Origin of the sequence: Stenotrophomonas sepilia (genome assembly GCF_003244875.1) — a bacterium.
GTDB lineage: Bacteria > Pseudomonadota > Gammaproteobacteria > Xanthomonadales > Xanthomonadaceae > Stenotrophomonas > Stenotrophomonas sepilia.
The window spans coordinates 1-21088 of the sequence record NZ_LXXZ01000088.1 but is presented as its reverse complement, the minus strand read 5'-3'; the positions used below and the strand labels follow the sequence as shown (position 1 = coordinate 21088).

17 protein-coding genes and 1 riboswitch are annotated in these 21088 nt (G+C 66.2%); of the genes, 4 read left to right on the top strand and 13 right to left on the bottom strand.

The annotated features are described in order from the left end of the window. Positions 1 to 86: 86 nt before the first annotated feature. Together A7X97_RS18295 and A7X97_RS18290 are read right to left on the bottom strand one after the other, a co-directional pair. Positions 87 to 554, bottom strand: a complete 468-nt coding sequence (locus A7X97_RS18295; RefSeq protein WP_111008264.1) for a YbaN family protein — start codon at positions 552 to 554, stop codon at positions 87 to 89. 31 nt (positions 555 to 585) lie between these two features. Further along, a complete protein-coding gene (locus A7X97_RS18290; protein ID WP_072168425.1) occupies positions 586 to 1173 on the bottom strand; it encodes a biliverdin-producing heme oxygenase in 588 nt (195 codons plus the stop codon). Between the two features lie 108 nt (positions 1174 to 1281). Between A7X97_RS18290 and A7X97_RS18285 the strand changes: the two genes are divergently transcribed. Further along, a complete protein-coding gene (locus A7X97_RS18285) occupies positions 1282 to 1539 on the top strand; it encodes a DUF2789 domain-containing protein (protein WP_005410930.1) in 258 nt (85 codons plus the stop codon). Between the two features lie 95 nt (positions 1540 to 1634). On the opposite strand, the gene A7X97_RS18280 is transcribed toward A7X97_RS18285, so the two are convergent. From A7X97_RS18280 to A7X97_RS18260, 5 genes are all read right to left on the bottom strand, one after another. Next, positions 1635 to 4553 (bottom strand): TonB-dependent receptor, encoded by a 2919-nt coding sequence (locus A7X97_RS18280; RefSeq protein WP_111008263.1) that lies wholly within the window; start codon positions 4551 to 4553, stop codon positions 1635 to 1637. Positions 4554 to 4809: 256 nt separating this feature from the next. Beyond that, on the bottom strand, positions 4810 to 5745 hold the full coding sequence (locus A7X97_RS18275) for a FecR family protein (protein WP_111008262.1): 936 nt from the start codon (positions 5743 to 5745) through the stop codon (positions 4810 to 4812). A 104-nt stretch (positions 5746 to 5849) separates the two neighbouring features. Next, positions 5850 to 6350: an RNA polymerase sigma factor gene (locus tag A7X97_RS18270; protein ID WP_088497628.1), complete on the bottom strand. Its 501-nt coding sequence runs from the start codon at positions 6348 to 6350 to the stop codon at positions 5850 to 5852. A gap of 84 nt (positions 6351 to 6434) precedes the next feature. Further along, on the bottom strand, positions 6435 to 6890 hold the full coding sequence (locus A7X97_RS18265) for a hypothetical protein (protein WP_080376950.1): 456 nt from the start codon (positions 6888 to 6890) through the stop codon (positions 6435 to 6437). Between the two features lie 35 nt (positions 6891 to 6925). Beyond that, complete coding sequence (locus tag A7X97_RS18260) at positions 6926 to 7417, bottom strand: hypothetical protein (protein ID WP_088497630.1); 492 nt, start codon at positions 7415 to 7417, stop codon at positions 6926 to 6928. 184 nt (positions 7418 to 7601) lie between these two features. Between A7X97_RS18260 and ppa the strand changes: the two genes are divergently transcribed. Together ppa and A7X97_RS18250 are read left to right on the top strand one after the other, a co-directional pair. Continuing rightward, positions 7602 to 8138 (top strand): inorganic diphosphatase, encoded by a 537-nt coding sequence (ppa, locus tag A7X97_RS18255; RefSeq protein ID WP_005410935.1) that lies wholly within the window; start codon positions 7602 to 7604, stop codon positions 8136 to 8138. 152 nt (positions 8139 to 8290) lie between these two features. Beyond that, the gene (locus A7X97_RS18250) at positions 8291 to 9412 is read left to right on the top strand and encodes an HDOD domain-containing protein (protein WP_049413685.1); all 1122 of its coding nucleotides are present in this window, start codon (positions 8291 to 8293) and stop codon (positions 9410 to 9412) included. Between the two features lie 59 nt (positions 9413 to 9471). Here A7X97_RS18250 and A7X97_RS18245 read toward each other — a convergent pair whose 3' ends face one another. The 6 genes from A7X97_RS18245 to thiC form a co-directional block, all read right to left on the bottom strand. Further along, the gene (locus tag A7X97_RS18245; protein ID WP_014648325.1) at positions 9472 to 9681 is read right to left on the bottom strand and encodes a hypothetical protein; all 210 of its coding nucleotides are present in this window, start codon (positions 9679 to 9681) and stop codon (positions 9472 to 9474) included. A 169-nt stretch (positions 9682 to 9850) separates the two neighbouring features. After that, positions 9851 to 12697: a TonB-dependent receptor gene (locus A7X97_RS18240; protein ID WP_061479548.1), complete on the bottom strand. Its 2847-nt coding sequence runs from the start codon at positions 12695 to 12697 to the stop codon at positions 9851 to 9853. 49 nt (positions 12698 to 12746) lie between these two features. Continuing rightward, positions 12747 to 13646 carry a helix-turn-helix transcriptional regulator gene (locus A7X97_RS18235; protein ID WP_053497516.1) on the bottom strand — a complete coding sequence of 300 codons (900 nt, stop codon included), beginning with the start codon at positions 13644 to 13646 and terminating at the stop codon, positions 12747 to 12749. A 115-nt stretch (positions 13647 to 13761) separates the two neighbouring features. After that, complete coding sequence (locus tag A7X97_RS18230; protein WP_111008261.1) at positions 13762 to 16080, bottom strand: winged helix-turn-helix domain-containing protein; 2319 nt, start codon at positions 16078 to 16080, stop codon at positions 13762 to 13764. A 259-nt stretch (positions 16081 to 16339) separates the two neighbouring features. Continuing rightward, complete coding sequence (locus A7X97_RS18225; RefSeq protein WP_065196438.1) at positions 16340 to 17011, bottom strand: ion channel; 672 nt, start codon at positions 17009 to 17011, stop codon at positions 16340 to 16342. Between the two features lie 136 nt (positions 17012 to 17147). Next, positions 17148 to 18992, bottom strand: coding sequence for a phosphomethylpyrimidine synthase ThiC (gene thiC, locus A7X97_RS18220; RefSeq protein ID WP_072168417.1), 1845 nt, complete (start codon positions 18990 to 18992; stop codon positions 17148 to 17150). A gap of 82 nt (positions 18993 to 19074) precedes the next feature. Next, a riboswitch (TPP riboswitch) is annotated at positions 19075 to 19176 on the bottom strand. 223 nt (positions 19177 to 19399) lie between these two features. Between thiC and A7X97_RS18215 the strand changes: the two genes are divergently transcribed. Next, positions 19400 to 20977 (top strand): BCCT family transporter, encoded by a 1578-nt coding sequence (locus A7X97_RS18215; RefSeq protein ID WP_088497632.1) that lies wholly within the window; start codon positions 19400 to 19402, stop codon positions 20975 to 20977. Positions 20978 to 21088: the final 111 nt, after the last annotated feature.

Sequence of the window (21088 nt, the reverse complement as noted above, 5' to 3'; positions counted from 1 at the left end):
ACGCGTGGATGGCGGGCTCGACGGGGTCAGAACCCTTTCCTGCGGAAAGGGATCCGACCCCGATGCCGGCCACCGCCCGGGCCCGGTCAGCAGGCAGCATCGTCTCGGGTTCCAGCGGTATCGGGGGATGCGGCGCGGCGGCGGGCCGCGCGAGGATCGTTGGCGTCGTCCACTTCCACGACCGGATTGGGCTCCGGTCGCGGTGCCGGCCGGCTGAGCACGTAACCGGCGCTGGCGGCAAAGAACAGGCCCAAGCCAAGCAACAGGCGCCACGACGGATGCGCGCCCCAGCAGAACAGGGCAAAGCCCGCCGCCATGCCTGCGCTGGCAAACGCCTTGCCCTTGCCCGACACGGCGCCCTGCTCGCGCCACAGCCGCAGCGACGGGCCGTAGCGTGGATGCGTCAGCAGGCGCTGCTCGAACTTCGGCGAGCTGCGCGCGAAGCAGCCCACCGCGAGGATCAGGAAGATGGTGGTCGGCATGACTGGCAGCAATGCGCCGATCACCCCGAGGCCGACCATCAGCCAGCCCAGCGCGAACCAGAGCCAGCGCATCAGCGCTGCACCTGTGGGCGCGCGCCGCGCATCAGGCGAATTCCACTTCGACGTGGCGATGCACGCTGCGGAACGCAGCGTCGGCTGCATCGATCACCTGCTGGTCCTGCTCGGCACTCAGCGGCACCGCGTCCAGCGCAGCGGTGAACTCGCGCCAGTGGCGCGCTGCGCCATCGGGATGGGCGGCCAGGTGGCGGGCGCCGAAATCACGGTCCAGGCCGAGCTTGGCCGCCATCTTGTACAGAATGGTGCCGCCCAGATTGGAGCCTTCGGCCACGTACAGCCAACCCAACGCAGTCGGCAGCGCGAGGTCCGAGGGCAGCGCGTCGATGTCCGCGCCCGGGAGCGTCTGCTCCAGATCCTGCAGGTCGCGCGCGACCTGTCTCAGTCGGCGGCGCGCGCCCAGATCGGGCAGCAATGCGTCCAGCGCAGGATTGGCATACAGCGCATCGATGCTGCGGTGGAAGCGATACTGCACGCGCAGGAAACGGGCGAAGTTGCTGCGGTCGGCGAAGATGTCACCGGCCATGATGCGCTTGTCCAGCGCACCGTGGCTGTCGCGGGTGGCGGCCTTGAGCCGCAGGCTGCGGCTGTCTTCGGGAGCGATGTGTGCGTTCATGGGGGAATGCCAGGAGGGTCGTCCTGCTGTAGACGTCCGCCGCAGGGGTTTCCCCAAGCCCATGTGTGCCGATAATGGGCCATCCCCTTCTTCCACCCGGAACCGATAATGATCACCACCGAACCGCGCATGACCAACCTGTTCCTGCAGCTGGGCCTGGACGCCAGCGCCGAGGGCATCGCCCGCTTCATCCGCGAGCACCAGCTGGCCACCGACGTCGAAGTGGTCGAGGCGCCGTACTGGAATGATGCCCAGCGCCAGTTCCTGTCCGAGTCGCTGCAGGCCGATGCGGCATGGACCACCGTGGTGGATGAGCTGAACGAGTCGCTGCACGAAGATGCGGTGAAGGCGTCGAGCGGGCTGTAAGTGCCCTGATGGGGGCGCCGGGCATGGCCCGGCGCTACCGTTGTCTCCCGCTGGGGTCAGAGCCCTTCCGCAGGAAAGGGATCCGACCCCGCAGATCAGTACTTCCAGGTCAACGCCAGCCTTGCGGTGCGACCCGGCGCCGGCATCACGCCCAGAGCCAGCGGGTCCAGGTAATAGCGGTCGGTCAGGTTGTCCACGCCGGCTTCCACCGACAGCTGGTCGTTGAAGCTCCAGCTGGCGAACAGGTCGACCAAGGTGTTCGGCCGGTACAGCTGTTGGATCGCCGACAGGCCCACGTTCCAGTCCTTGTCCAGCCTGCTGATCGGGCCAGCGTTGTGGACCATGCGGGTGCCGAAGGTCAGGCGCTCGTCGAACAGGCGCGAGCCCAGGATCAGGTTGACTGTGTAGCGCGGCGGGTTCTGGGTGTTGGTGTACGAGCCCTCGAAGCCACCGTCCACGCAGTTGGGCGTATTGGCCAGCTCATCATTCCTGCGCTGCGCACCATAGGCACGACGCTCGGCGGCGATGTCCGGCGCGCAGGTCTTGGCCTTGACATAGTAATGCGCGGACAGGTCGGCGAAGACCTTGCCGCTGTCATAGCTGGACTGGAATTCCATGCCCGAGACCTTGAACTGATCGACGTTGCGGATCAGGCCGGCCGAAAGCGTGCGGTAGTCACGGGTGATCAGGTCGTCGATGCGGGTATCGAAGTACGCCAGCTTCAGCGCCAGGCGGTCGCCAGCGGTAAACAGGTCGTAGCGGAGGGTGCTGGCACCGATTTCCCAGCTGCGCGCGCGCTCCGGCTTCAGCTCACCGACCGGCTTGGCAGCGGTGAACAGGCCCAGCGTGGTCTCGAACAGGCTCGGCAGCTTGGTGCCCTCGGCGTACTTCACGTAGACCAGGGTGTCTTCGCTGAAACGGTAGGCCACGCTGGCGGTAGGCGAGAACGCGGTGTCGCGACGGCGGATCGGCTGCGACCAGCTCCAGCTGACCGGCACTTCCAGATCCTGCGGCTTGCCGGCGTCATAGAAGTTCCACCCACCGATGTCGCCCACCGTGCCCTTCTTGTACGGCGAGGCCAGCAGCGATTCCTGGGTGAAATTGCCATTGGCATCCGGATACCAGTTCAGCAGCGCAATGCGCTTTGCACGCCACGACGGCAGTGCCGGGTTTCCGTTGAGCAGCTCGGTGTAGCGGTACTGGCCCTGCACCTCGTAGGCATCGGGCGTGGCCAGCCGGTTGCGGTCGTGCACGTCCACCCGGTTCCAGCGGCCACCGGCCAGCAGCTCCCAGTGTTCGTCGGGCTGCCACTTCAGCGCGGCCACGGCGCTGTATTCCTTGCGCTCGGCATTACGCAGGAAGCGGTTGTTGACCAGGTCATCGTGCATGATCGGGCCCGAGCTGCCCGGGGCGATGTCTTCGTCGCTGTAGGACAGGCCGTAGTCGAGCGTGAACGCACCGGCGCGGGTGCCGAACGTCGAGGTGTTGCTGGCATCAAGGTTGAAGCGCTTCTGCCGCAGCGGGTTCCGGTAGGCATCCTTGTAGCCGGGATCGCCACTGAAACTGGGCGCGTCGTACCACTCGGTGCGGCGATCGAAGTACCACGGCGTGATGCCGGTCAGGCTGTTGTACATCACGCTGTCGGTGTCGGTGTACGCTGCATTGACGCGCAGGTCGATCAGCTCGCTGTCCGGATCGAAGCGATAGCGCAGGGTGTAGCTGTCCATGTCGACGTGGCCCGGGTCCCACTGCGGGATGCGGTCACGGTCGACGCGGATGATCTGCGAGGCCATGATCTCGCCGGCCGTGCCTTCATAGCGGCGGTAGCCGGCTTCCAGGCTCTGCGTGTCATCGATGCGCCAGGTGCCCTTGAGCAGCGCCGACTTCGAACGCGAGGAGGTATTGAACACTTCGGTACGCGGCGGATTCAGCGGCGCCAGCGTACGACGGGTCTGCGGGAAATCATCGTAGCCGTGCTTGCCGGAGAAGTAGTTGCCGTTGTCCCGGTACGCGTAGGCCGCAACCAGGTCGAAGCGGTCCCAGTGACCGGCACCGGCCACGTTGAAGAACTGGCTGCCGGTGGCGCTGCGATCGCTGCGCGGCGTCGCACTGTAGGACGGCAGGTTGTTGGCACTGCCATTGGCCAGGCCACTGCGCACGCGGACGCCGAAGTCGCGCCCTTCGCGCAGCACGTCACCGATCTTCAGCGTCTCCATCTCGACCACACCGCCGATGCCACCGGAGGCATTGGCCTGCAGGCTCGGGCCCTTGGTGATGGTCAGGCTGGAGATCAGGTCGGGGTCGAGGTAGGTGCGCTGTGACTGGCCCGCATAGCCGCGGTAGGTATCCATGCTGGACTGGCCACCGTCGATGATCACCGGTACGCGGCCCTGGCCCTGGATGCCACGGATGTTGACGTCGAAGCCATTGCCGACGCGCGGATCACCGGCGGTGACACCGGCCACACCCTTGACGATGTCACCGTTGGAGGTGCCGCGGAAGCGCTCCAGATGCGCGCGGTCGAGCGTGGTGGTCGAACCCACGCTGCGGTAGCTGTCGAGCAGGCGTGCTTCATCGTTGTTCGCACCGCTGTCGACGCGGTCGCCGGCCACACGCAGCGTGCCGGTGACGATCACACCGCTGTCGGCCCGCACCGGCGTTGCTGCCTCCAGAGTGACCGCATCGGCGCTGACCCGGCGCACCGCCACGCCACTGCCCTGCAGCAGGTGCTGCAACGCCTGGTTGGCCGACAGGCTGCCGCTGACCGCGTGGGAGGTTGCGCCGTGTGCCAGCGATGCGGGGTACACGACCTGCACGCCGGATTGGCGCATGTAGCTGCGCAGCGCCTCATCCAGCGGTTGTGCAGGAATTTCGAAGCGCAGTACAGCCGCGTGGTCGCTGCGGGCGCTCTGCGCCAGTGCGGGTGGCGTCGTGCTGGCCAGCCCGGCGGCAAGCAACGCAATGCACAGACGGGACGGGCGCAGTACGCGGCCCGAGCGGTGGGAGTCGAACATGGAAGAACCTGTCAGGTAATCGGTGCCGCGAACGCGGCGTCATCCGCAACACGGGCGGACACGGCGACGTACGTGGCGACGGCGGGTACGTTCGCCGGGTAAGACGGCTGGGCACGCGACAACCCCAAGAGCGATTTGCGGTCGCGGGGGGATGCCGACGCGGCGCGGGTGGGTGCCGACCGTTCGTCGGCCGGTGGTAGCGGTGGGTGCCGACCGATGGTCGGCACAGGGACGCTCATCCACGCGAGGCGTGGATCTACTGCACGATGGCGACGCCGAATGGAAGACGAGTAACCTGAAGACCTGCCGTTGCCGCCAGTGCATCCAATGCCTGCTCCGGGCGGTCGATGCGCAACGCAGCACTCACTGCAGGCAGACGTGACAGATCACCGCGCACGAAGGTCGGCCCCGCGCGATAGCGCCCCACCCACTGCACGGCATCGGCGACGCTGGCCTGCTCCAGCAGCAGCTCGCCCTGGCGCCAGGCGCCGACGCTGTCGGCGGTCACGTCAGCCCGTCGCATGACCCCGCCACGTTCAGTGTAGACGGCACGCTGCCCCTGCTGCAGGTAGGTCCAGCCACCGTCGGCCGGGCTGGCCACGCGCACCCTGCCCTGCCCAACCTGGGTTTCCACCCCCTCGTCTCCACGCGCCACGGTGAACGCGGTCGAGATGTCCTCGACCAGGCCATTGCCGACGCGCACGCTGAAACGCCGCTGTGCATCCGGGCTTACCTCGAACCAGGCGCGCCCGCGCAGCAGCTCGACCTCGCGGGCGTCCGCATCGAAGCGCACGGCAATCGCACTGTCCGCATCCAGCACCGCCCGACTGCCATCGGGCAGCCGCACGTGCTGCACCTGATGCGTGCTGCGATGATCGGACTGCAGGCGCAGCCACGCCTCCGGCCATGCCACCAGCATCGCCAGCATTGCCGCCACAGCCATCGCCCAGCGCAGTCGATGCGGCCCACGCCGTCCGCTGGCCCCGGCGGCCTGTGGGCGCGGCCCGACACTGCGCCACAACGCGCGCTCGTGTTCGAAGGCCCTGCGGTGCCCCGGCTGTTGCAGCCAGTGCTCGAACGCCTGCATGCGTGCATCGCTGATGTCACCCGAGGCCAGCCACGCGATCCAGTCCCGGGCCTGTTCGGCCAGGGCATCGTCATTGGCGGCGGGCTGCATGTTCGGCGGGCTCATCGGCTGGCGGACAGGCGCATTCAAGCGCAAGCGGGGGAACTGGACCGCATCCACGGTCCAGTGATCAAGACGTCTGCGCGAAGGCCAGCCCCAAGCCGGCGCGCTCATCGACCGCTGCGCGCCCAGGCCAGGCGCTGCAGCGCGGAGCGCACATGATTCTCGACGGTGGTCACCGACACCCCCAGGCGGCGTGCGATCTCGGCCTGGGTGAGGCCCTGCAGGCGGTTGAGCCGGAAGATGGTGCGGGTCGGCTCCGGCAGGTGGCCCGCCGCATCGAGCACCCGCTGCAGCTCATCCTGTGCCATGGCCTGCTCCTCGGTGGAGATCACCTCGTCGCCCCCCCACAGGTAGCGGTCGGCCAGCAGCCGGTTGCGGCGGCTCGATTCGCGGCCGTGGTCAGTGGCAAGGTTGGCGGCCAGCCGATACAGATAGGCCCGCGGATTGTCGATCGCCTGGCTGTCATCGACCCCTCGCGCCTTGAACCACACCGCCTGGATCACGTCCTCGGCGCCGTTGTCGCCCCCGAGGATGCGCTGCACCCGGCGCAGCAGCGCGGGCCGCTCGCGGATCAGCAGCTCAGTGAGGGAGGCAGCATTGGAGGACATGCGCGGAGCCGGGACGACAGACGGGAGGCACCGCGCATGCTACTCCGGTAATGCGAATAAGTCACATTCTTGTCTATGCCGGAACTACAGGCAATCAACCAGTGCGTCGTAGGTATTGGCTTTCGTGCCGGGCAGCGGCGCGTGCAACGCATCGAACCCGTCCCCCGTTTCCCACACCTGCAACAGGGTTTCCAGGCGTGTTCCTGTTGCCAGCGGCAGCACGCAGGCATAGCGTCCGCGGTTGACCGTGATCAGGCCGCTGGGCTTTACCCTGGTGTTGCTACCGGCGAAGGTCCATACACACTGGACAACCACCCCCGTGGCCTGTTCCACGGAACAGCGCAGGCGCATAGCCCACAGATTGATGTACTCGCCCTCGCAGAAGGTATCGCCACATACCTCATCGAAGCCACGCACCAGTTGCCGCTCGGCAGCAAGGAAACGCTCGTTGCCGCCCCCCGGGCCGGCGTAATCCCGCGCATCGACGAACGCAGGCGCAGCCTGCGCGACACCGGCGCACGGCAGGCTGACAGACAGCACGCCACACAACAGCCAGCATCTACGGAAGCTCCCCATCAGCCCACCCTCCCCTGCGTGCGCAGGCATTCAGGCAAGCCATCGAAGATGCCGTGGTCAAGCCCAGGCAAAGGCGCGGTCAGGCCGCCCGGCGCTTCCAGGGAGGCGTAGAACGCGTCGACGGGCACCCCGGGCTGCATTTCGACCGGACAGACCCAGCTCCCGTTGTCGATCCGCACGTGTCCCGTGTCGGGCTCAACCTCCAGCTCGCTGGCGGCCACCACCCAGACACAGCGCTGCACGGTGCCGCGGTGGGCGAGCACGGCGCAGCGGAACTCCATCACCCGGTAGTTGCTGTAATCACCTTCACACAAGGTGTCGGCACACCATGCGGCGAATTCGCCGGCCACCGCGTCCTCCAGCGCAAAGGCCCGGTCCCATCCGGCTTCGTCGGAGGGATAGTCGATCAGGTTGACATGCGCCCCGCGCGCAAGCGCAGGCAACGGCGCCAGCAGCAACAAGGCGCAACAGCCCAAGCGGTTCCAGTTCATGGCAAGTCTCCTTGGCAAGGACGTCCAGCCTGCCGCGGGGACCGGGTGGAACCCATCGGGAAACCCCGCCCCATTCGCTCCGCCAGGGGCGGGCGCGCAGGTCGGTCCAGCCCTACCCTGCACAGCGCCCGGCAAAGGCATAAAATGGTGAGCTATCCGTCTATATCCCCACCTGGAGCACACCATGGGCCTGGAACTCGTCTCGCCCGGCAAGAACCCGCCGGAAGAAATCAACGTCATCATCGAGATCCCGAAGGACTCGGAACCGGTGAAGTACGAAGTGGACAAGGAAACCGGCGCGATCTTCGTCGACCGCATCCTGTCCACCCCGATGCGCTATCCGTGCAACTACGGCTACGTGCCGAGCACCCTGTGTGGCGACGGCGATCCGGCCGACGTGCTGGTGGTGCTGCCGCTGCCGCTGGTGCCGGGCTCGGTCGTGCGCTGCCGTCCGGTCGGCGTGCTGAAGATGAGCGATGAGGCAGGCAGCGACGAGAAGATCCTGGCCGTGCCGGTCTCAAAGATCTTCAGCGGCTACGCCCACGTCGAAGACATCGCCCAGGTCTCGAGCCACTGGCTGGAGCGCATTGGCCACTTCTTCGAGCATTACAAGGACCTGGAGAAGGGCAAGTGGGTCAAGCTGGACGGTTGGGGTGGCGCCGCTGAGGCCAAGCAGATCCTGATCGAGGCGCACCAGCGCCATCTCGACAGCAAGGCCTGAGCCTGAACCGCATCGCTCCGGCGATACCCTGCCGGAGCGATGCGGGTCACGTTTCATGACGACGGCACATCACTCTTGCTGCCGTATTAGGTAAATTGCGTCACTTCACACGTCATCGACATCCATCGTCGAGACAGCCAGGGGAACGTGTCGTGCGTATTCTGCTTGTTGGGGATGCAGCCAGCCTGCCGGCTGAGCTGACCGAATTCATTGCCGATCTTGGGGAAGACTGGCAGCCGCTGACCGCCGCCGATGGCCAGACCGCGATGACCGCGGTGGCCACGCAGGGCGTGGACGCGGTGATCGTCTGCCCGCAGTTGCCCGATCTCAATGCCACCACGCTGCTGGGCCAGATCCGGACACTGCGCCCGGAAACCATCCGCATCGCGCTGGTCGATGCACACCATGGCAACCGCCCGCCGCCGGCGCGCCTGATCGGTGTCGCCCACCGCTTCCTGCCGCTGCCGCTGGCGCCGGAAGTGCTGCTGGAGGCATTGACCAGCCTGGAAGAACTGCGCGAAGTGCTGGACAGCCCGCGCCTGCGCGATGCCATCGGCCGTATCGAGAAACTGCCATCGCCACCGCACCTGTACCTGAGCCTGACCCAGGCCCTGGAACATGACGACGATACCGACAGTGCCGATGTGGCCAAGCTGGTCGCCGCCGATCCGGCCATCGCGGCCAAGGTGCTGCAGCTGTCGAACTCGGCTTTCTTCAGCCAGGGCCGCACCATTGCCGACCTGCGCACTGCGGTCACCCGGCTGGGCCTGGCCACGCTGCGTGACCTGGTGCTGGCCAGCGAAGTGTTCTCCGCGCCGACGCTGTCGGCTGCCGAGCGCAACTCACTGCAGCAGCGCGCCCTGCTCGCCTCCCGGCTGGCCGCACGCCTGCTGCCCGAGTCCAGCGCCGAACTGGGGGCGACCGCCGCACTGCTGGCCGACATCGGCCTGCTGCTGCCCGGCGTGCGCAACGAGCGCAGCGAGCCCGCGCTGGCCGGCGATACCCGCCCAGGCCATGCCGAGGCCGGCGCCTACCTGCTGGGCCTGTGGGGCCTGCCGATGCCGATCATCGAAGCGGTGGCCTTCCACCTGCAGCCGCAGCGCGCCAACACCCGCAGCTTCTGGGTGACCGGCGCGGTGCACGTGGCCCTGGCGCTGGTCAATGGCGATCCAGTGGACGAGGACTACCTGCAGCGTGCAGGCGTGCTGAACAAACTTCCGCAATGGCGCGAGCACGCCAATGCACTGATGGGACTGGTGCCCAGCGACGCCTGAGCGTGCTGGATGATGTCCGGACGACAGAGGGCGCACCCACACGGTGCGCCCTTTCCATGTCAGCGGGTACCGCAGGCATCCTGCACGCAACGCCGGTACTGCGACTCGCAGATGACCGGTGACTTGCCACTGGCCAGGCACTGCTGGCGGAACTCTTCGCAATAGAGCCCGCCACCACAGACACCGAGGCCCTGCGCGAACACCGCGCCCACCAGCGTTGCATAGATCAATGCAGCCGCCGATGCCTGGCGCAGCAACGTGTTCTTCATACCCCTCTCCACATGCGAGCGTCCGGTATTGGACCTCCTGACTGTGTCGATTACGACACGACGGGACCGTGACTGCGCTCACCTTCCAACAGTTTCCGGAATTCCCCTACAAAAAAGAGGGCGGACCTAGCGGTCCGCCCTCCTCGTGTTGCTACCGCACTTCGATGGATCAGAAGCGCTGGGTGTACTTCATGTACAGGAAGCGACCCACATCGAAGCCGCCGTAGTAGGCGAACGCCGAGTTCGGAGCCGAGTACTGCAGCGGACCCTTGTGGTCGAACACATTGTTCGCGCCCAGGGCGATCGTCGCATCCCACGGTGCCTTCCAGCTGACCTGCAGGTCGTGGAAGGTGTTGGAGCCGGTGTGACGCAGCGGATCGGTTTCGCCATTGGCCATGTGGTTCGGCGCATCGCACCAGCCATCAGCCAGCGAGATGCAGCTTTCCTTCATGCCGGAGTAGTAGCGCGCGGTGTAGTTCACACCGAAATCGCCGTACTGCCAGTTGACGCCCAGGTTCGAACGCACGCGGAACAGGCCCGGCTCGCCGACGCGGCCGATCATGATGTTGTCACCCGCGCTGTTCTGGCCCTGCTCGTCGTACTTGGCGGTGTAGCTGGTGGTCCAGTCGATGCTGAACTGACCGATGGCCAGTTCCGGCAGGCGGTACTTGATGCCCAGGTCGTAACCTTCGGTTTCCATCTTGCCGAGGTTGGCGGTGCCGTAGGTGATCGCACTGACGTGGCCGTCAGCCGCACGGGTCACGCTCGAGCAACGCTCGGAGTTGCCCAGCACGTAGCAGTCACGCAGGATGCGGTCGACGCTGTCAGCGATGATCATGTCGCTGATTTCGTACTTGTACCAATCCAGCGAGACGTCCAGGCCCTGCACCCAGCGCGGGCTCCACACCAGGCCGAAAGTGGTGCTCTTGGAGGTTTCCGGCTTCAGGTTCGGGTTGGCACCCGAGACGAACTGGTCACCCGACTGGCACGGCAGGGTCGAGCACGGCAGGTTGCCCTGGCCCAGCTGCACATAGTTGGCCGGAGCGCCAGCGGCGGTGCACGCGGCATTGCCGGCAACGCTGCCCGGGGCGTTCACGCCGCACGGATCGATGTACGACTCGAAGCTCGAGCTCAGGCCACCGTACAGGTCGCTGATGGTCGGAGCGCGGAAGCCCTCGGCGTAGGTGCCGCGGACCAGCAGTTCATCCAGCGGACGCCAGGTCAGGCCGAACTTGCTGTTGGTGGTGCCACCGAAGTTGCTGTAGTCCGAGTAACGGCTGGCAACGTTCAGGGTCAGTTCCTTGGCGAAGGCCATGTCGGCCAGCAGCGGCACGTTCAGTTCGAGGTAGACCTCGTTCAGATCGTACTGGCCGCGGGTCGGCTTCTGGCCCAGGCCGGTGGACTGGCCCGACTGCGCGAAGGCGTCCGGCACGTAATTGCCTTCTTCCTTGCGGTGCTCGACACCCAGCGCGAAGCCCAGGTCGCCGGCCGGCAGGGTCACGATGGAACCGGACAGGTTGGCGGTGAAGCTGGTGGTCTTGGTGACGCCGCGGGTGGTGAAGGTCGGGAACAGGAAGTCCTGCAGCTCCTGGTTCGCCAGCGAACCCTGGCCATCAACGCCGTACGGCAGCAGCGGGTTCCACGGGCGGCAGTCGCCCAGGATCGGCTTGGCCGAGGTGCCGCAGCGTGCAACGCCGCCGGCATCGATGAACGACGGGCCCAGGGCCTGGCCTGCAGCGATCAGGCTCATGTCGCCGCGGTTGCTCTTGATCGACTCGTTGCGGTTCCACAGCGCGCCGACGTCCCAGTCGAAGGTCTTGCCGCCCAGCTCGAAGAAGCCGGTCAGGGTCGGAGCGAAGCGCAGGGTCTTGAGCTGGCTGTCAGTGGTACGCGGTACTTCCCACAGGCGGCGACGGAAGCTGACGTCCTGGCCGACCGGGTTGAAGGCGCTCGAACCCTCCAGCGGGGTGCCGAAGGAGTTGGACTGGAACGGGTAGCCGGCGATCTGCTGGAACGTCTGGCGCTCGTTGTAGAGCACGTCGGTGTTCAGGCTGATCGAATCGGTGAAGTCGTACGTGCCGTTGATGTAGACCGACTTGCGCTTCACACCGGTCAGCAGGGTCATCTGCTCGTTGGAGTTGGCGAATTCGTCCGGCGTAATGACATGGTAGTCATTCGGGTTCTTCGGGTTGCCGCCGGCGTTCAGGGTCTTCCAGACAGCCTGCTTGGAGTCGCCGCAGTTGACCTGGGTCGGGTTGCACCAGCTGCCGTTCTGGCTGATCGGGCTCCAGGTGGCCGAGGTCGAGTTCGGACCCAGCGAGCCGTCGCGGCTGTACCAGCGGTCCTTGGCCCACACCGGATCCTGCTTCGAGTACTCGGCCGACAGGGTCAGGCTGCCGCGTTCGCCGCGGGCACCGAGGGTCATCGAATAGGTTTCGGTGTCGCCGTCGCCCTTGCCGTACTGGCCGACGTAGACGTTGGCTTCGCCGCCGTCGAAGTTCTTGCGGGTGATCACGTTGACCACGCCGGCGATGGCGTCAGAGCCGTAGATCGACGAGGCGCCGTCCTTCAGGATTTCGATGCGCTCAACGGCCGACATCGGGATCTGGCTCAGATCCTGGTAGCCCGCAGTGGTTGCGCCCAGACGCTTGCCGTTCATCAGCACCAGGGTGCGCTGGGCGCCCAGGTTGCGGATGTCGACGTAGTAGCCGCCCACGTTCTCGCCCGAAGCCAGCGACTCCGAACGCGAGATGGCCGGGGAGCCGGCCGAGGTCAGGTTGTTCAGCACGTCGGCGACGCTCGAGAAGCCCTGCTTTTCCAGGGATTCGCGGGTCATCGTCAGGATCGGCTGCTGGGTTTCCACCGAGGCGCCGCGGATGCGCGAGCCGGTGACCGAAATGCGGTCCAGGTCGGTGGTGCCCTTTGCTTCCTGCGCCGAAGCAAAGGCCGGCGCCAGCGCCAGCGCAATGCCGGCCGGCAGCAAGCCGAACCGCACTGCGGGATTACGAACGTTCATCTATCTCTCCAAGGTACGTGTTAGCAGCGTGTTAAAACACCCCAGCACGTTACGATTGCGTTGCAGCGCTGTATTTGCGCGAACCAACCGGAGACTTTGCGGATTGTGGCGGGAGCAAGCCGCCGTTCTCCCTGAAGCGCGATGCGGACTGGCCGTAGCGGGCGCGGAACGCACGCGCGAAGCTGCAGCAGTTGTCGAAACCGCTGGCGGCAGCGACCTCGCCCACCATCATGTCGGTGTCGCGCAGCAGATCAGCGGCGCGTTCGAGGCGCAGTCGTGCCGAAAGCGACTGCGGGCTTTCCTCGTACAGGCTCTGGAAGGTCTTGGACAGGTACCAGCTGGAGAAGTTGGTCAGCTCGGCCAGTTCGCCGATGCGCACCACCCGGTGGCTGTTGCCTTCCAGATAGAGGCGCGCGCGCTGCATGCGGCCGAACACCTGGCGCTTGCGGCTGCGCGAGCGGCCCGGGCAGCGCTGCACGTTGTCGGCCAGGCCACGCTGCAGGCCCGCGAGGTGCAGCAGCAGCGGGCGCAGGGCCTGCGCCGGCTGGCCGCTGGCCAGCGCATCGCGCCACAGGCGCAGCGCCACGCGGGCATCAGTACGGTTCATCCGGCCACGACCTGCATACAGGCCGCAGTCGGCCATCTCGGTCAGCACGCGAAGCGCTTCGATGTTCAGGTTCAGGCCGACGCACAACCCGTTGCGACCGGCCTGCACCAGCGGCCGCGATTCCTTCTCGAAGGCGATCCACTCGCCCTGGCGCAGGCGGAAGCGCCCTTCCTTGGCCTCGACCCACGAGCTGCCACGCACCTGCATCCAGACAGTGAAGCTGGAGCCGGCGGTCTGCAGGCTGCCCAGCCGGGCCACGCCCAGGCAGGTCGGTGCGACGTCGTCGAGCGACCGGTCCAGGGAAACAGTTTGGCCGCGATCGGCCAGCGAGAGTTGACGCATGGGGGCACCACGGATTTGCCTAGTACAGGACTCCGTTTTGCCAAATCAGTCGGCACCGCGTCAGGAAGGTCCGACGAGATCGCCACGAATTCGCGACGAGATCCCGACGAAGAAATTACGAAGGCCCATTTCCCTTGAACAACAACAACTTGGAGAATGCGGGGAACAGTGCAGGCGGGCGTTCGGGCAACCGCATCACGCCGATGTCAGCGCCATCGCTGACCGCCATCGCCACGAACAGGTCCTTTCCGTCGGCGCTGGCACTGAGCCCGTTGCCGGCGCTGAGCCGTTCTGCGTCCAGGCAGCGTTCCGCCTCCTCGCGGCCGGGCTGGATGCGCACGAAGGTGGTGCCACACGTGGTCGAGGTACCGAGGTAGCCGATGCCGTTGTTGCCGGTCACGGTCCAGGCCCGGTATCGCCAGCGGCTGGGCCGGTCATCGCTGATCTGCTGCACACTGGCCGGGGACAACGCGGCATCCGCCGACCACAGGCCTCCGGCGGCCAAGCGGGTGAACAACACGCGGCCACTGCTCCGGTCAAAGCGCGCCTGCGACACCCCATCGATGCTGGCCAAGCGGCGCCAGGGCTGGACGCTGCGATCGAACAGGCTCAACCGCGTGCGCTGGTCGGCATCGCGCTCGACCACAAACAGCTGCTGCGGCGAGGCGCCATACAGTGCCTGCAACGGCTGTTCGGCCGGAACCGGCAAGGGTTGCAGGCGTTCATCGCGTGGCGCGATTTCATAGAGCACCGTGCGCCCATGCGCATCGCGGCCAACCACGAGCAACTGCCGGCTGTCGGCCGACCAGTCCGGCGCCTGCCGCGCCTCCGGCCGCAGCCCTTCGATGGGACGCAGCGAATCCGGTCGCTGCATGTCCGCCCACCACAGGGCGAAGCTGCCGGAACGATCGGAGGTGAAGACCAGCTGGCGGCCATCAGGCGCTGCCATCGGCTGCCCATCGCGGCCACTGGAGGCGAACAGGCGCTCGGGCGTGCCGCTGCCCTGCATCGGCACCTTGAACACGCCGAACTGCGCGCGCCGGTGGACGAACGCCAGCATGCCACCGCGTCGCGACACCGCTGGCCACTGCGCATCATCCAGGCCGGCATCGCGCAACGTGTGCCGCTCGACGTCCAGGTAATAGAGCCGCGCCTCGCTATCGACACGGCGGCCGAACACGATGGTTCGGCCATCGTCCAGCCAGGCCCAGCCGCGCAGCTCTGCCGCTTCATCGGTCAACTGCTCGGGCGTACCGCCCGCGGCTGGCACCCGCCACAGATCACCCAGCTGCGGGTTGCGCACGAACACCAGCCATTGCCCATCAGGCGAATAACGCGGTGCGTAGTCGAAGTCATCCTGATCGACGCTGTAGGCCAGCGCGCGCCACTGGCCACTGGCCAGGTCCAGCACGCGGATGCCACGGTGCGCGTAGCGACCGACCATGCTGCCGAACACCAGGCCACGCCCATCCGGCGTCCAGTCGAAGCTGAGCAGCTCCGTGCCATCGCAGCGTGTGGCCTGGCGCAGCGCGCCACCGGTGGCGCTGGCGATCAGTACCTGGCACCCGCCGTCGGCGGAGAACCGCGCGAAGGCGATTTCGCGGCCATCCGGCGACCAGTTCGGGAAGCGATCGACGGCACCGGCTGGTGGCGCCAGCAACTGGCGCGCCGGCGCGTTGCCGGAGGTCTGCAGCTTGATCGCGCCACCGCCGTTGCCATCCTCGTTGGCGCCCTCATAGGCCACCAGCGAACCGTCCGGTGACAGCGTGGGATAGGTTTCAAAGCCGCTGGTCGCGGTGATCAACCGATACGGCCGCTGCGGGCTGCCGATCACCCGCGTACCGTTCTCCACGGCAGCCTCCACCGGCGAACTGCCGGCCGGTGCACGGCGCAGCAGCAGCGTGGTCAACACCAGCAGCGTGGCCAGCATCAACACGCCCAGCGCCAGCAGCACGCGCCGACGGATATGGCGCCAGCGGCGGCGCGCTGCCTGTGGATGCGCAGGCAACGCAGCAGTGGTCACCGGCTGCGCGGTCATGCCTTCGTCGTCGCGGACGCCTGCGGCCACGGGCTCGGCATCGTCCAGCACCTGCACCGGGACCAGAAGCCGATAGCCTGTCTTGGCGATGGTTTCGATGTAGGCCTGGCCGTTGTCGTCGTCGTTGCTGAACGCCTTGCGCAGCTGGGTGACGGCCTGGGTCAGCACATCGTTGGTCGGCAGCGTGTCCGGCCATACCTCGGCGAACAACTCGTCGCGGGTGACAACGCGGCCCGGCTGCCGCAGCAGCACGCGCAGCACGCCCAGCGCCTTCGGCGTCAGCCGGCGCGGGCGACGCGCACCGACGACCTCGACTTCGCGCGAGGACAGAGTGACGGTGCACTCTCCTATCCGTATCCGATCGGATACCGGGGGCTGGATTTCGCTGCTGTTCATTTTCTGCTACACAGTAGAGACAGGTCCCGGGCAGTGTTTGCCTTCGATACCGCCCCGTCCTGGGAACAGCGAAAAGCCAGACTCCGCACAAAGCATCGGCGCATACCGCAAAAACAATCGAGCGCGCGAATACTAGCCTATGCAAGTTACCTCGCCTATCGCGTGGTCGACATCAGGCTCTCTCTCGCCGACGCATTCACATAATTTGCGACATCATTCGCGCCCTTTCGGGCGCGAAATTTTTATCTGGCGTTCATTTTCACATGCGCCGCAACATGGTCAATCCGACCAGCCGCGAAACCACCAAAGCCACGTACATCACGCCGGAAAACTGCTCCAGCATGACCAGTGCGCGTGCCTGTGGATGCAACGGCACGACGTCACTCAAGCCGACGCCAGACAGCAAGCTGAAGCTGAGATAAAGCAGCTCCATCCAACTGCGCTGCGCGCCTCCGCCGGTGCCCTGGAAGCTGCCCGGGTACCACTGCTGGCATACCGCGAATGCGAACGCAAATGCCCATGCAAGCAAGGTGAATGTCGCGCCTGCGGCGAACAGTTCGTCGCGGGTGACCTTGTGGTCCTGGAGCATGTAGGCGATCAGCGCGCCGGCCGTGTAGAAGTACAGCAGGCTCTCCAGCAACTGCGCGGTGGTCAGCAATGCGCTGCGGTCGAGCAATGCACCGGCCAGCGAGAACACCACCGACGGGATGGCCAGCACCAGTGCCAGCCAGGTGCCCAGCGGGCTGCGCTGCACCACCCACAGCGCCAGGCCCAGTACCGCCATGCCGAACATGCCCAGCGCCGCGCGGCCGGCAGCGGTGTCATCCAGCGCGGGGTACAGCAGCACCGCGATCAACTGGGCACCCAGCAGCCAAGCCGAAGGATGACGGCGGGCGATGGCCAGCCAACGGGTGGTCATGGCAACAGGCATGGTGTCCTTTCCCCAGGGTGATGCGCGGAGCATAGCCGGGAGAGGCGTGATGAGCGGTGGTGCCGGCCGCTGGCCAGCACGCTTCCCGGCCCCTGCACAACCGGCTGCTGGGCAGCGGCCGGCACCCGGCTACTCGTCATCCCTGGTGGTAGACCTCTGCGCCAGCCGCGCGGAACTCCTCCGACTTCTCCTTCATGCCGGCCTCGGCGTAGTCACGCACGTCCTGGGTGATCTTCATCGAACAGAAGTGCGGGCCGCACATCGAGCAGAAGTGGGCCAGCTTGTGCGCATCCTTCGGCAGCGTCTCGTCATGGAACTCCTTGGCCTTCTCCGGGTCCAGGCCAAGGTGGAACTGGTCCTCCCAGCGGAACTCGAAGCGCGCCTTGCTCAATGCGTTGTCGCGAACCTGCGCGCCCGGATGGCCCTTGGCCAGGTCGGCTGCATGCGCGGCAATGCGATAGGCCATGATGCCGTCGCGCACGTCCTGGCGATTGGGCAGGCCGAGATGCTCCTTCGGCGTCACGTAGCAGAGCATGGCCGTGCCGAACCAGCCGATCATCGCCGCGCCGATCGCGCTGGTGATGTGGTCGTAGCCCGGTGCGATATCGGTGGTCAACGGCCCCAGCGTATAGAACGGCGCCTCGCCGCACTCACGCAGCTGCTTGTCCATGTTCTCCTTGATCAGCTGCATCGGCACGTGGCCGGGGCCCTCGATCATGGTCTGCACGTCGTGCTTCCAGGCGATCTTCGTCAGCTCGCCCAGCGTTTCCAGCTCACCGAACTGCGCGGCGTCGTTGGCATCGGCGATGCAACCCGGGCGCAGGCCATCGCCCAGCGAGAAGGTCACGTCGTAGGCCTTCATGATTTCGCAGATCTCTTCGAAATGCGTGTAGAGGAAATTCTCCTTGTGATGCGCCAGGCACCACTTGGCCATGATCGAGCCCCCGCGGCTGACGATGCCGGTCACCCGCTTGGCGGTGAGCGGCACGTAGCGCAGCAGTACGCCGGCGTGGATGGTGAAGTAGTCCACGCCCTGCTCGGCCTGCTCGATCAGGGTGTCGCGGAAGATTTCCCAGGTCAGTGCCTCGGCGCGGCCATCAACCTTTTCCAGCGCCTGGTAGATCGGCACGGTACCAATGGCCACCGGCGAGTTGCGGATGATCCATTCACGGGTCTCATGGATGTGCTTGCCGGTGGACAGATCCATCACCGTGTCGCCGCCCCAACGGATCGCCCACACCAGCTTTTCCACTTCCTCGGCGATGCCGGAAGATACGGCGCTGTTGCCGATGTTGGCGTTGATCTTGGTAAGGAAGTTGCGGCCGATGATCATCGGCTCGCTTTCCGGATGGTTGATGTTGTTGGGCAGCACCGCGCGGCCGCGCGCGATTTCATCCCGCACGAACTCCGGGGTGATGATCTTCTGGATCGAGGCGCCGAACGCCTCGCCCGGATGCTGCTGCAGCAGGCCCGCATCGCGGATCGCTTCCAGCCGCTGGTTCTCGCGGATGGCAACGAACTCCATTTCCGGGGTGATGATGCCGCGGCGCGCGTAGTGCATCTGGGTGACGTTCGCGCCTGCCCGTGCACGACGCGGCAGGCTGCGCGCGGGGAAGCGCACGGCATCAAGCTTCGGGTCATGCTCGCGATCACGCCCGAACGACGAACTCAGGCCTTCGAGCTGCTCGGTATCGCCACGTTCCTCCACCCAGCCGCGACGCAGTGCCGGCAGGCCGGCGGACAGATCGATACGCACGCCCGGATCGGTGTAGGGGCCGGACGTGTCGTAGACCGTGACCGGTGCATTCTCTTCGCCGCCGAACAGCGTCGGGGTGCGGGTCAACGCGATCTCCCGCATCGGCACCTGCAGATCCGGGCGCGAACCGGGCACGTGGATCTTGCGCGAGCCGGGAATGGGCCGGGTCACGGATTCGGAGAGTTGCTGGGCCTGTTGCTGCAGGGCGGAGAGCTGTGCGTTCATCGGGCATCGTCCAGGAAGGTCAGGGACGAAGCGGCGGCGCACTGCGACCGCGCCCGGACGGTCCTTGGGCGGAGTCCGGGAATGGCTGCATTGCAAAGCTTCCCTACGCCGGTATGAGCCGGATCAGGTTCCAAGGGACTGTCTCAACCGTGGCCACATGGCCGCGGTACCCCCGCTTCTTGGCGTGCATTAGAGCATAGACCGCCCGCCTCCGGAGTTGCCCCCAATCGCCGTTCGTTAACGGAATCATGACGTCCCGTTCAGTAACGTGCACGCGCATCGTGTCGCTGCGACCGGTGCTTCCCTTGCCGCCCCTGCGGCCCCTGCCCGGTTCCGCTGTATACCGCCGGCCCTTCGCTGCAAGCTCTGCTCGCTCCCCTCAATCCCTTGATCGGAGAAGCTCCTTCATGGTGTTTCGTGTTTCCATCGCACTGGTTCTGATGCTGGTGCTGCTTGCCGGTATTGCACCCGGCCCCTTCAATACCGTGGTGCAGAGCATCCTCGGCGAGCTCATCCGCGGCATCGGCTGGCTGTACCTGCTGGTCGTGTTCCTGGCCCTGGTATTCCTGATGTACCTGGCCTTCGGTCGCTTCGGCAACCTGCGCATCGGCGGCGAAGACGCCGAGCCGGAGTTCTCGCGGGCCAGCTGGATGTCGATGCTGTTCGCCGCCGGCATGGGCATCGGCCTGGTGTTCTGGGGCGCAGCCGAGCCCATTTCGCACTTCAGCAAGCCACCGGAAGGGCTTGCTCCGCAAAGCCTGGACGCGGCACGCGCCTCGATGCGCTATGCATTCTTCCACTGGGGCCTGCACCCGTGGGCCATCTACGCGCTGATCGGGCTGGCAATGGCCTGGTTCCAGTTCAACCGCAACGGCCGTGGCCTGGTCAGCGACATGCTGCAGCCGATCATCGGCCGCCACCATCGCGGCTGGATCGGTCGGGTGGTCAACATCGCTGCAGTGGTCGCCACCGCGATCGGTGTCGCGACGACGCTGGGCTTCGGCACCATCCAGATCGCCGCCGGCATCGAGCGCGTGTTCGGCGTGCAGGCTACCGTCCCAGTGCAGATGACCATCATTGCCGTCGCGTTCGTGCTGTATATGGCGTCCACCGCCAGTGGCGTGGAGCGGGGTGTGAAGTGGCTGTCCAATTTCAACCTGGCGTTGGCTGCCCTGCTGGCAGCCATCCTGCTCGTGCTGGGGCCGACCGGCTTCATCTTCGATACATTCACCACCACGCTGGGCTCCTACCTCAACCAGCTGGTGACAATGAGCCTGCGCATGTCACCGTTCTCGGGCAGCACCTGGGTGGCGGACTGGACAATCTTCTACTGGGCCTGGTGGATCTCGTGGGCACCGTTCGTAGGCTCGTTCATCGCACGCATCTCGCGCGGCCGCAGCGTGCGCGAGTTCGTGATCGGCGTAGTGCTCGCGCCGACGCTGCTGGGCTTCTTCTGGTTCGCGGTGTTCGGCGGCACCGCGCTGTGGGCACAGATCTTCGGCCATGCCGACCTGGTGCAGGCGCTGGGCAATGGCTACGAGACGGTGCTGTTCACGCTGTTCGACAGCATGCCGCTGCCGCTGCTGCTGTCGTGCGTCGCACTGGTACTGCTGATGATCTTCTTCGTAACCTCGGCCGACTCGGCGGTACTGGTTCTGGCCAGCATGTCCACTGACGAAGCAGGCGATCCTCCGTTGAAGCGCAAGCTGGCCTGGGGCATCGCGGTGGCGTTGATCGCAGCGGCGTTGCTGCTGGCCGGTGGCCTGGATGCACTGCAGGGCATGATCACGATTGCGGCGTTGCCATTCGCGCTGCTGATGGTGCTGGTGATGGTGTCGCTGTACCGCGTGCTCGACCAGGAGTACACGCGTGAGCGACGGCAGGCGCAGCGCCAGCGGCACATGATCGATGCGTGGATCGCACGCGAGATGGCGGCGCAGGAGGAGACGCAGGCCGAGGCCGCACGCGCGCACGATCAGGATTGAGGGTGTTTTGCAGCCTGCGGCTGCACCGCTTTTTCAAGCAACGGCAACAGCAACATCAACTTCAAGAGCGGCTCTGGTTTTCTGCGGGTTGGGTGGGGCGGTATGGGGGGC

What these genes read in the sequence shown, in the direction of transcription:
- A7X97_RS18285 (WP_005410930.1), top strand. Translation starts at nt 1,282, where the DNA reads ATGATCACCACCGAACCGCGCATGACCAACCTGTTCCTGCAGCTGGGC.
- ppa (WP_005410935.1), top strand. Translation starts at nt 7,602, where the DNA reads ATGGGCCTGGAACTCGTCTCGCCCGGCAAGAACCCGCCGGAAGAAATC.
- A7X97_RS18290 (WP_072168425.1), bottom strand. Translation starts at nt 1,173, where the DNA reads ATGAACGCACACATCGCTCCCGAAGACAGCCGCAGCCTGCGGCTCAAG.
- thiC (WP_072168417.1), bottom strand. Translation starts at nt 18,992, where the DNA reads ATGAACGCACAGCTCTCCGCCCTGCAGCAACAGGCCCAGCAACTCTCC.
- A7X97_RS18275 (WP_111008262.1), bottom strand. Translation starts at nt 5,745, where the DNA reads ATGAGCCCGCCGAACATGCAGCCCGCCGCCAATGACGATGCCCTGGCC.
- A7X97_RS18215 (WP_088497632.1), top strand. Translation starts at nt 19,400, where the DNA reads ATGGTGTTTCGTGTTTCCATCGCACTGGTTCTGATGCTGGTGCTGCTT.
- A7X97_RS18270 (WP_088497628.1), bottom strand. Translation starts at nt 6,350, where the DNA reads ATGTCCTCCAATGCTGCCTCCCTCACTGAGCTGCTGATCCGCGAGCGG.
- A7X97_RS18230 (WP_111008261.1), bottom strand. Translation starts at nt 16,080, where the DNA reads ATGAACAGCAGCGAAATCCAGCCCCCGGTATCCGATCGGATACGGATA.
- A7X97_RS18280 (WP_111008263.1), bottom strand. Translation starts at nt 4,553, where the DNA reads ATGTTCGACTCCCACCGCTCGGGCCGCGTACTGCGCCCGTCCCGTCTG.
- A7X97_RS18245 (WP_014648325.1), bottom strand. Translation starts at nt 9,681, where the DNA reads ATGAAGAACACGTTGCTGCGCCAGGCATCGGCGGCTGCATTGATCTAT.
- A7X97_RS18260 (WP_088497630.1), bottom strand. Translation starts at nt 7,417, where the DNA reads ATGAACTGGAACCGCTTGGGCTGTTGCGCCTTGTTGCTGCTGGCGCCG.
- A7X97_RS18225 (WP_065196438.1), bottom strand. Translation starts at nt 17,011, where the DNA reads ATGCCTGTTGCCATGACCACCCGTTGGCTGGCCATCGCCCGCCGTCAT.
- A7X97_RS18240 (WP_061479548.1), bottom strand. Translation starts at nt 12,697, where the DNA reads ATGAACGTTCGTAATCCCGCAGTGCGGTTCGGCTTGCTGCCGGCCGGC.
- A7X97_RS18295 (WP_111008264.1), bottom strand. Translation starts at nt 554, where the DNA reads ATGCGCTGGCTCTGGTTCGCGCTGGGCTGGCTGATGGTCGGCCTCGGG.
- A7X97_RS18235 (WP_053497516.1), bottom strand. Translation starts at nt 13,646, where the DNA reads ATGCGTCAACTCTCGCTGGCCGATCGCGGCCAAACTGTTTCCCTGGAC.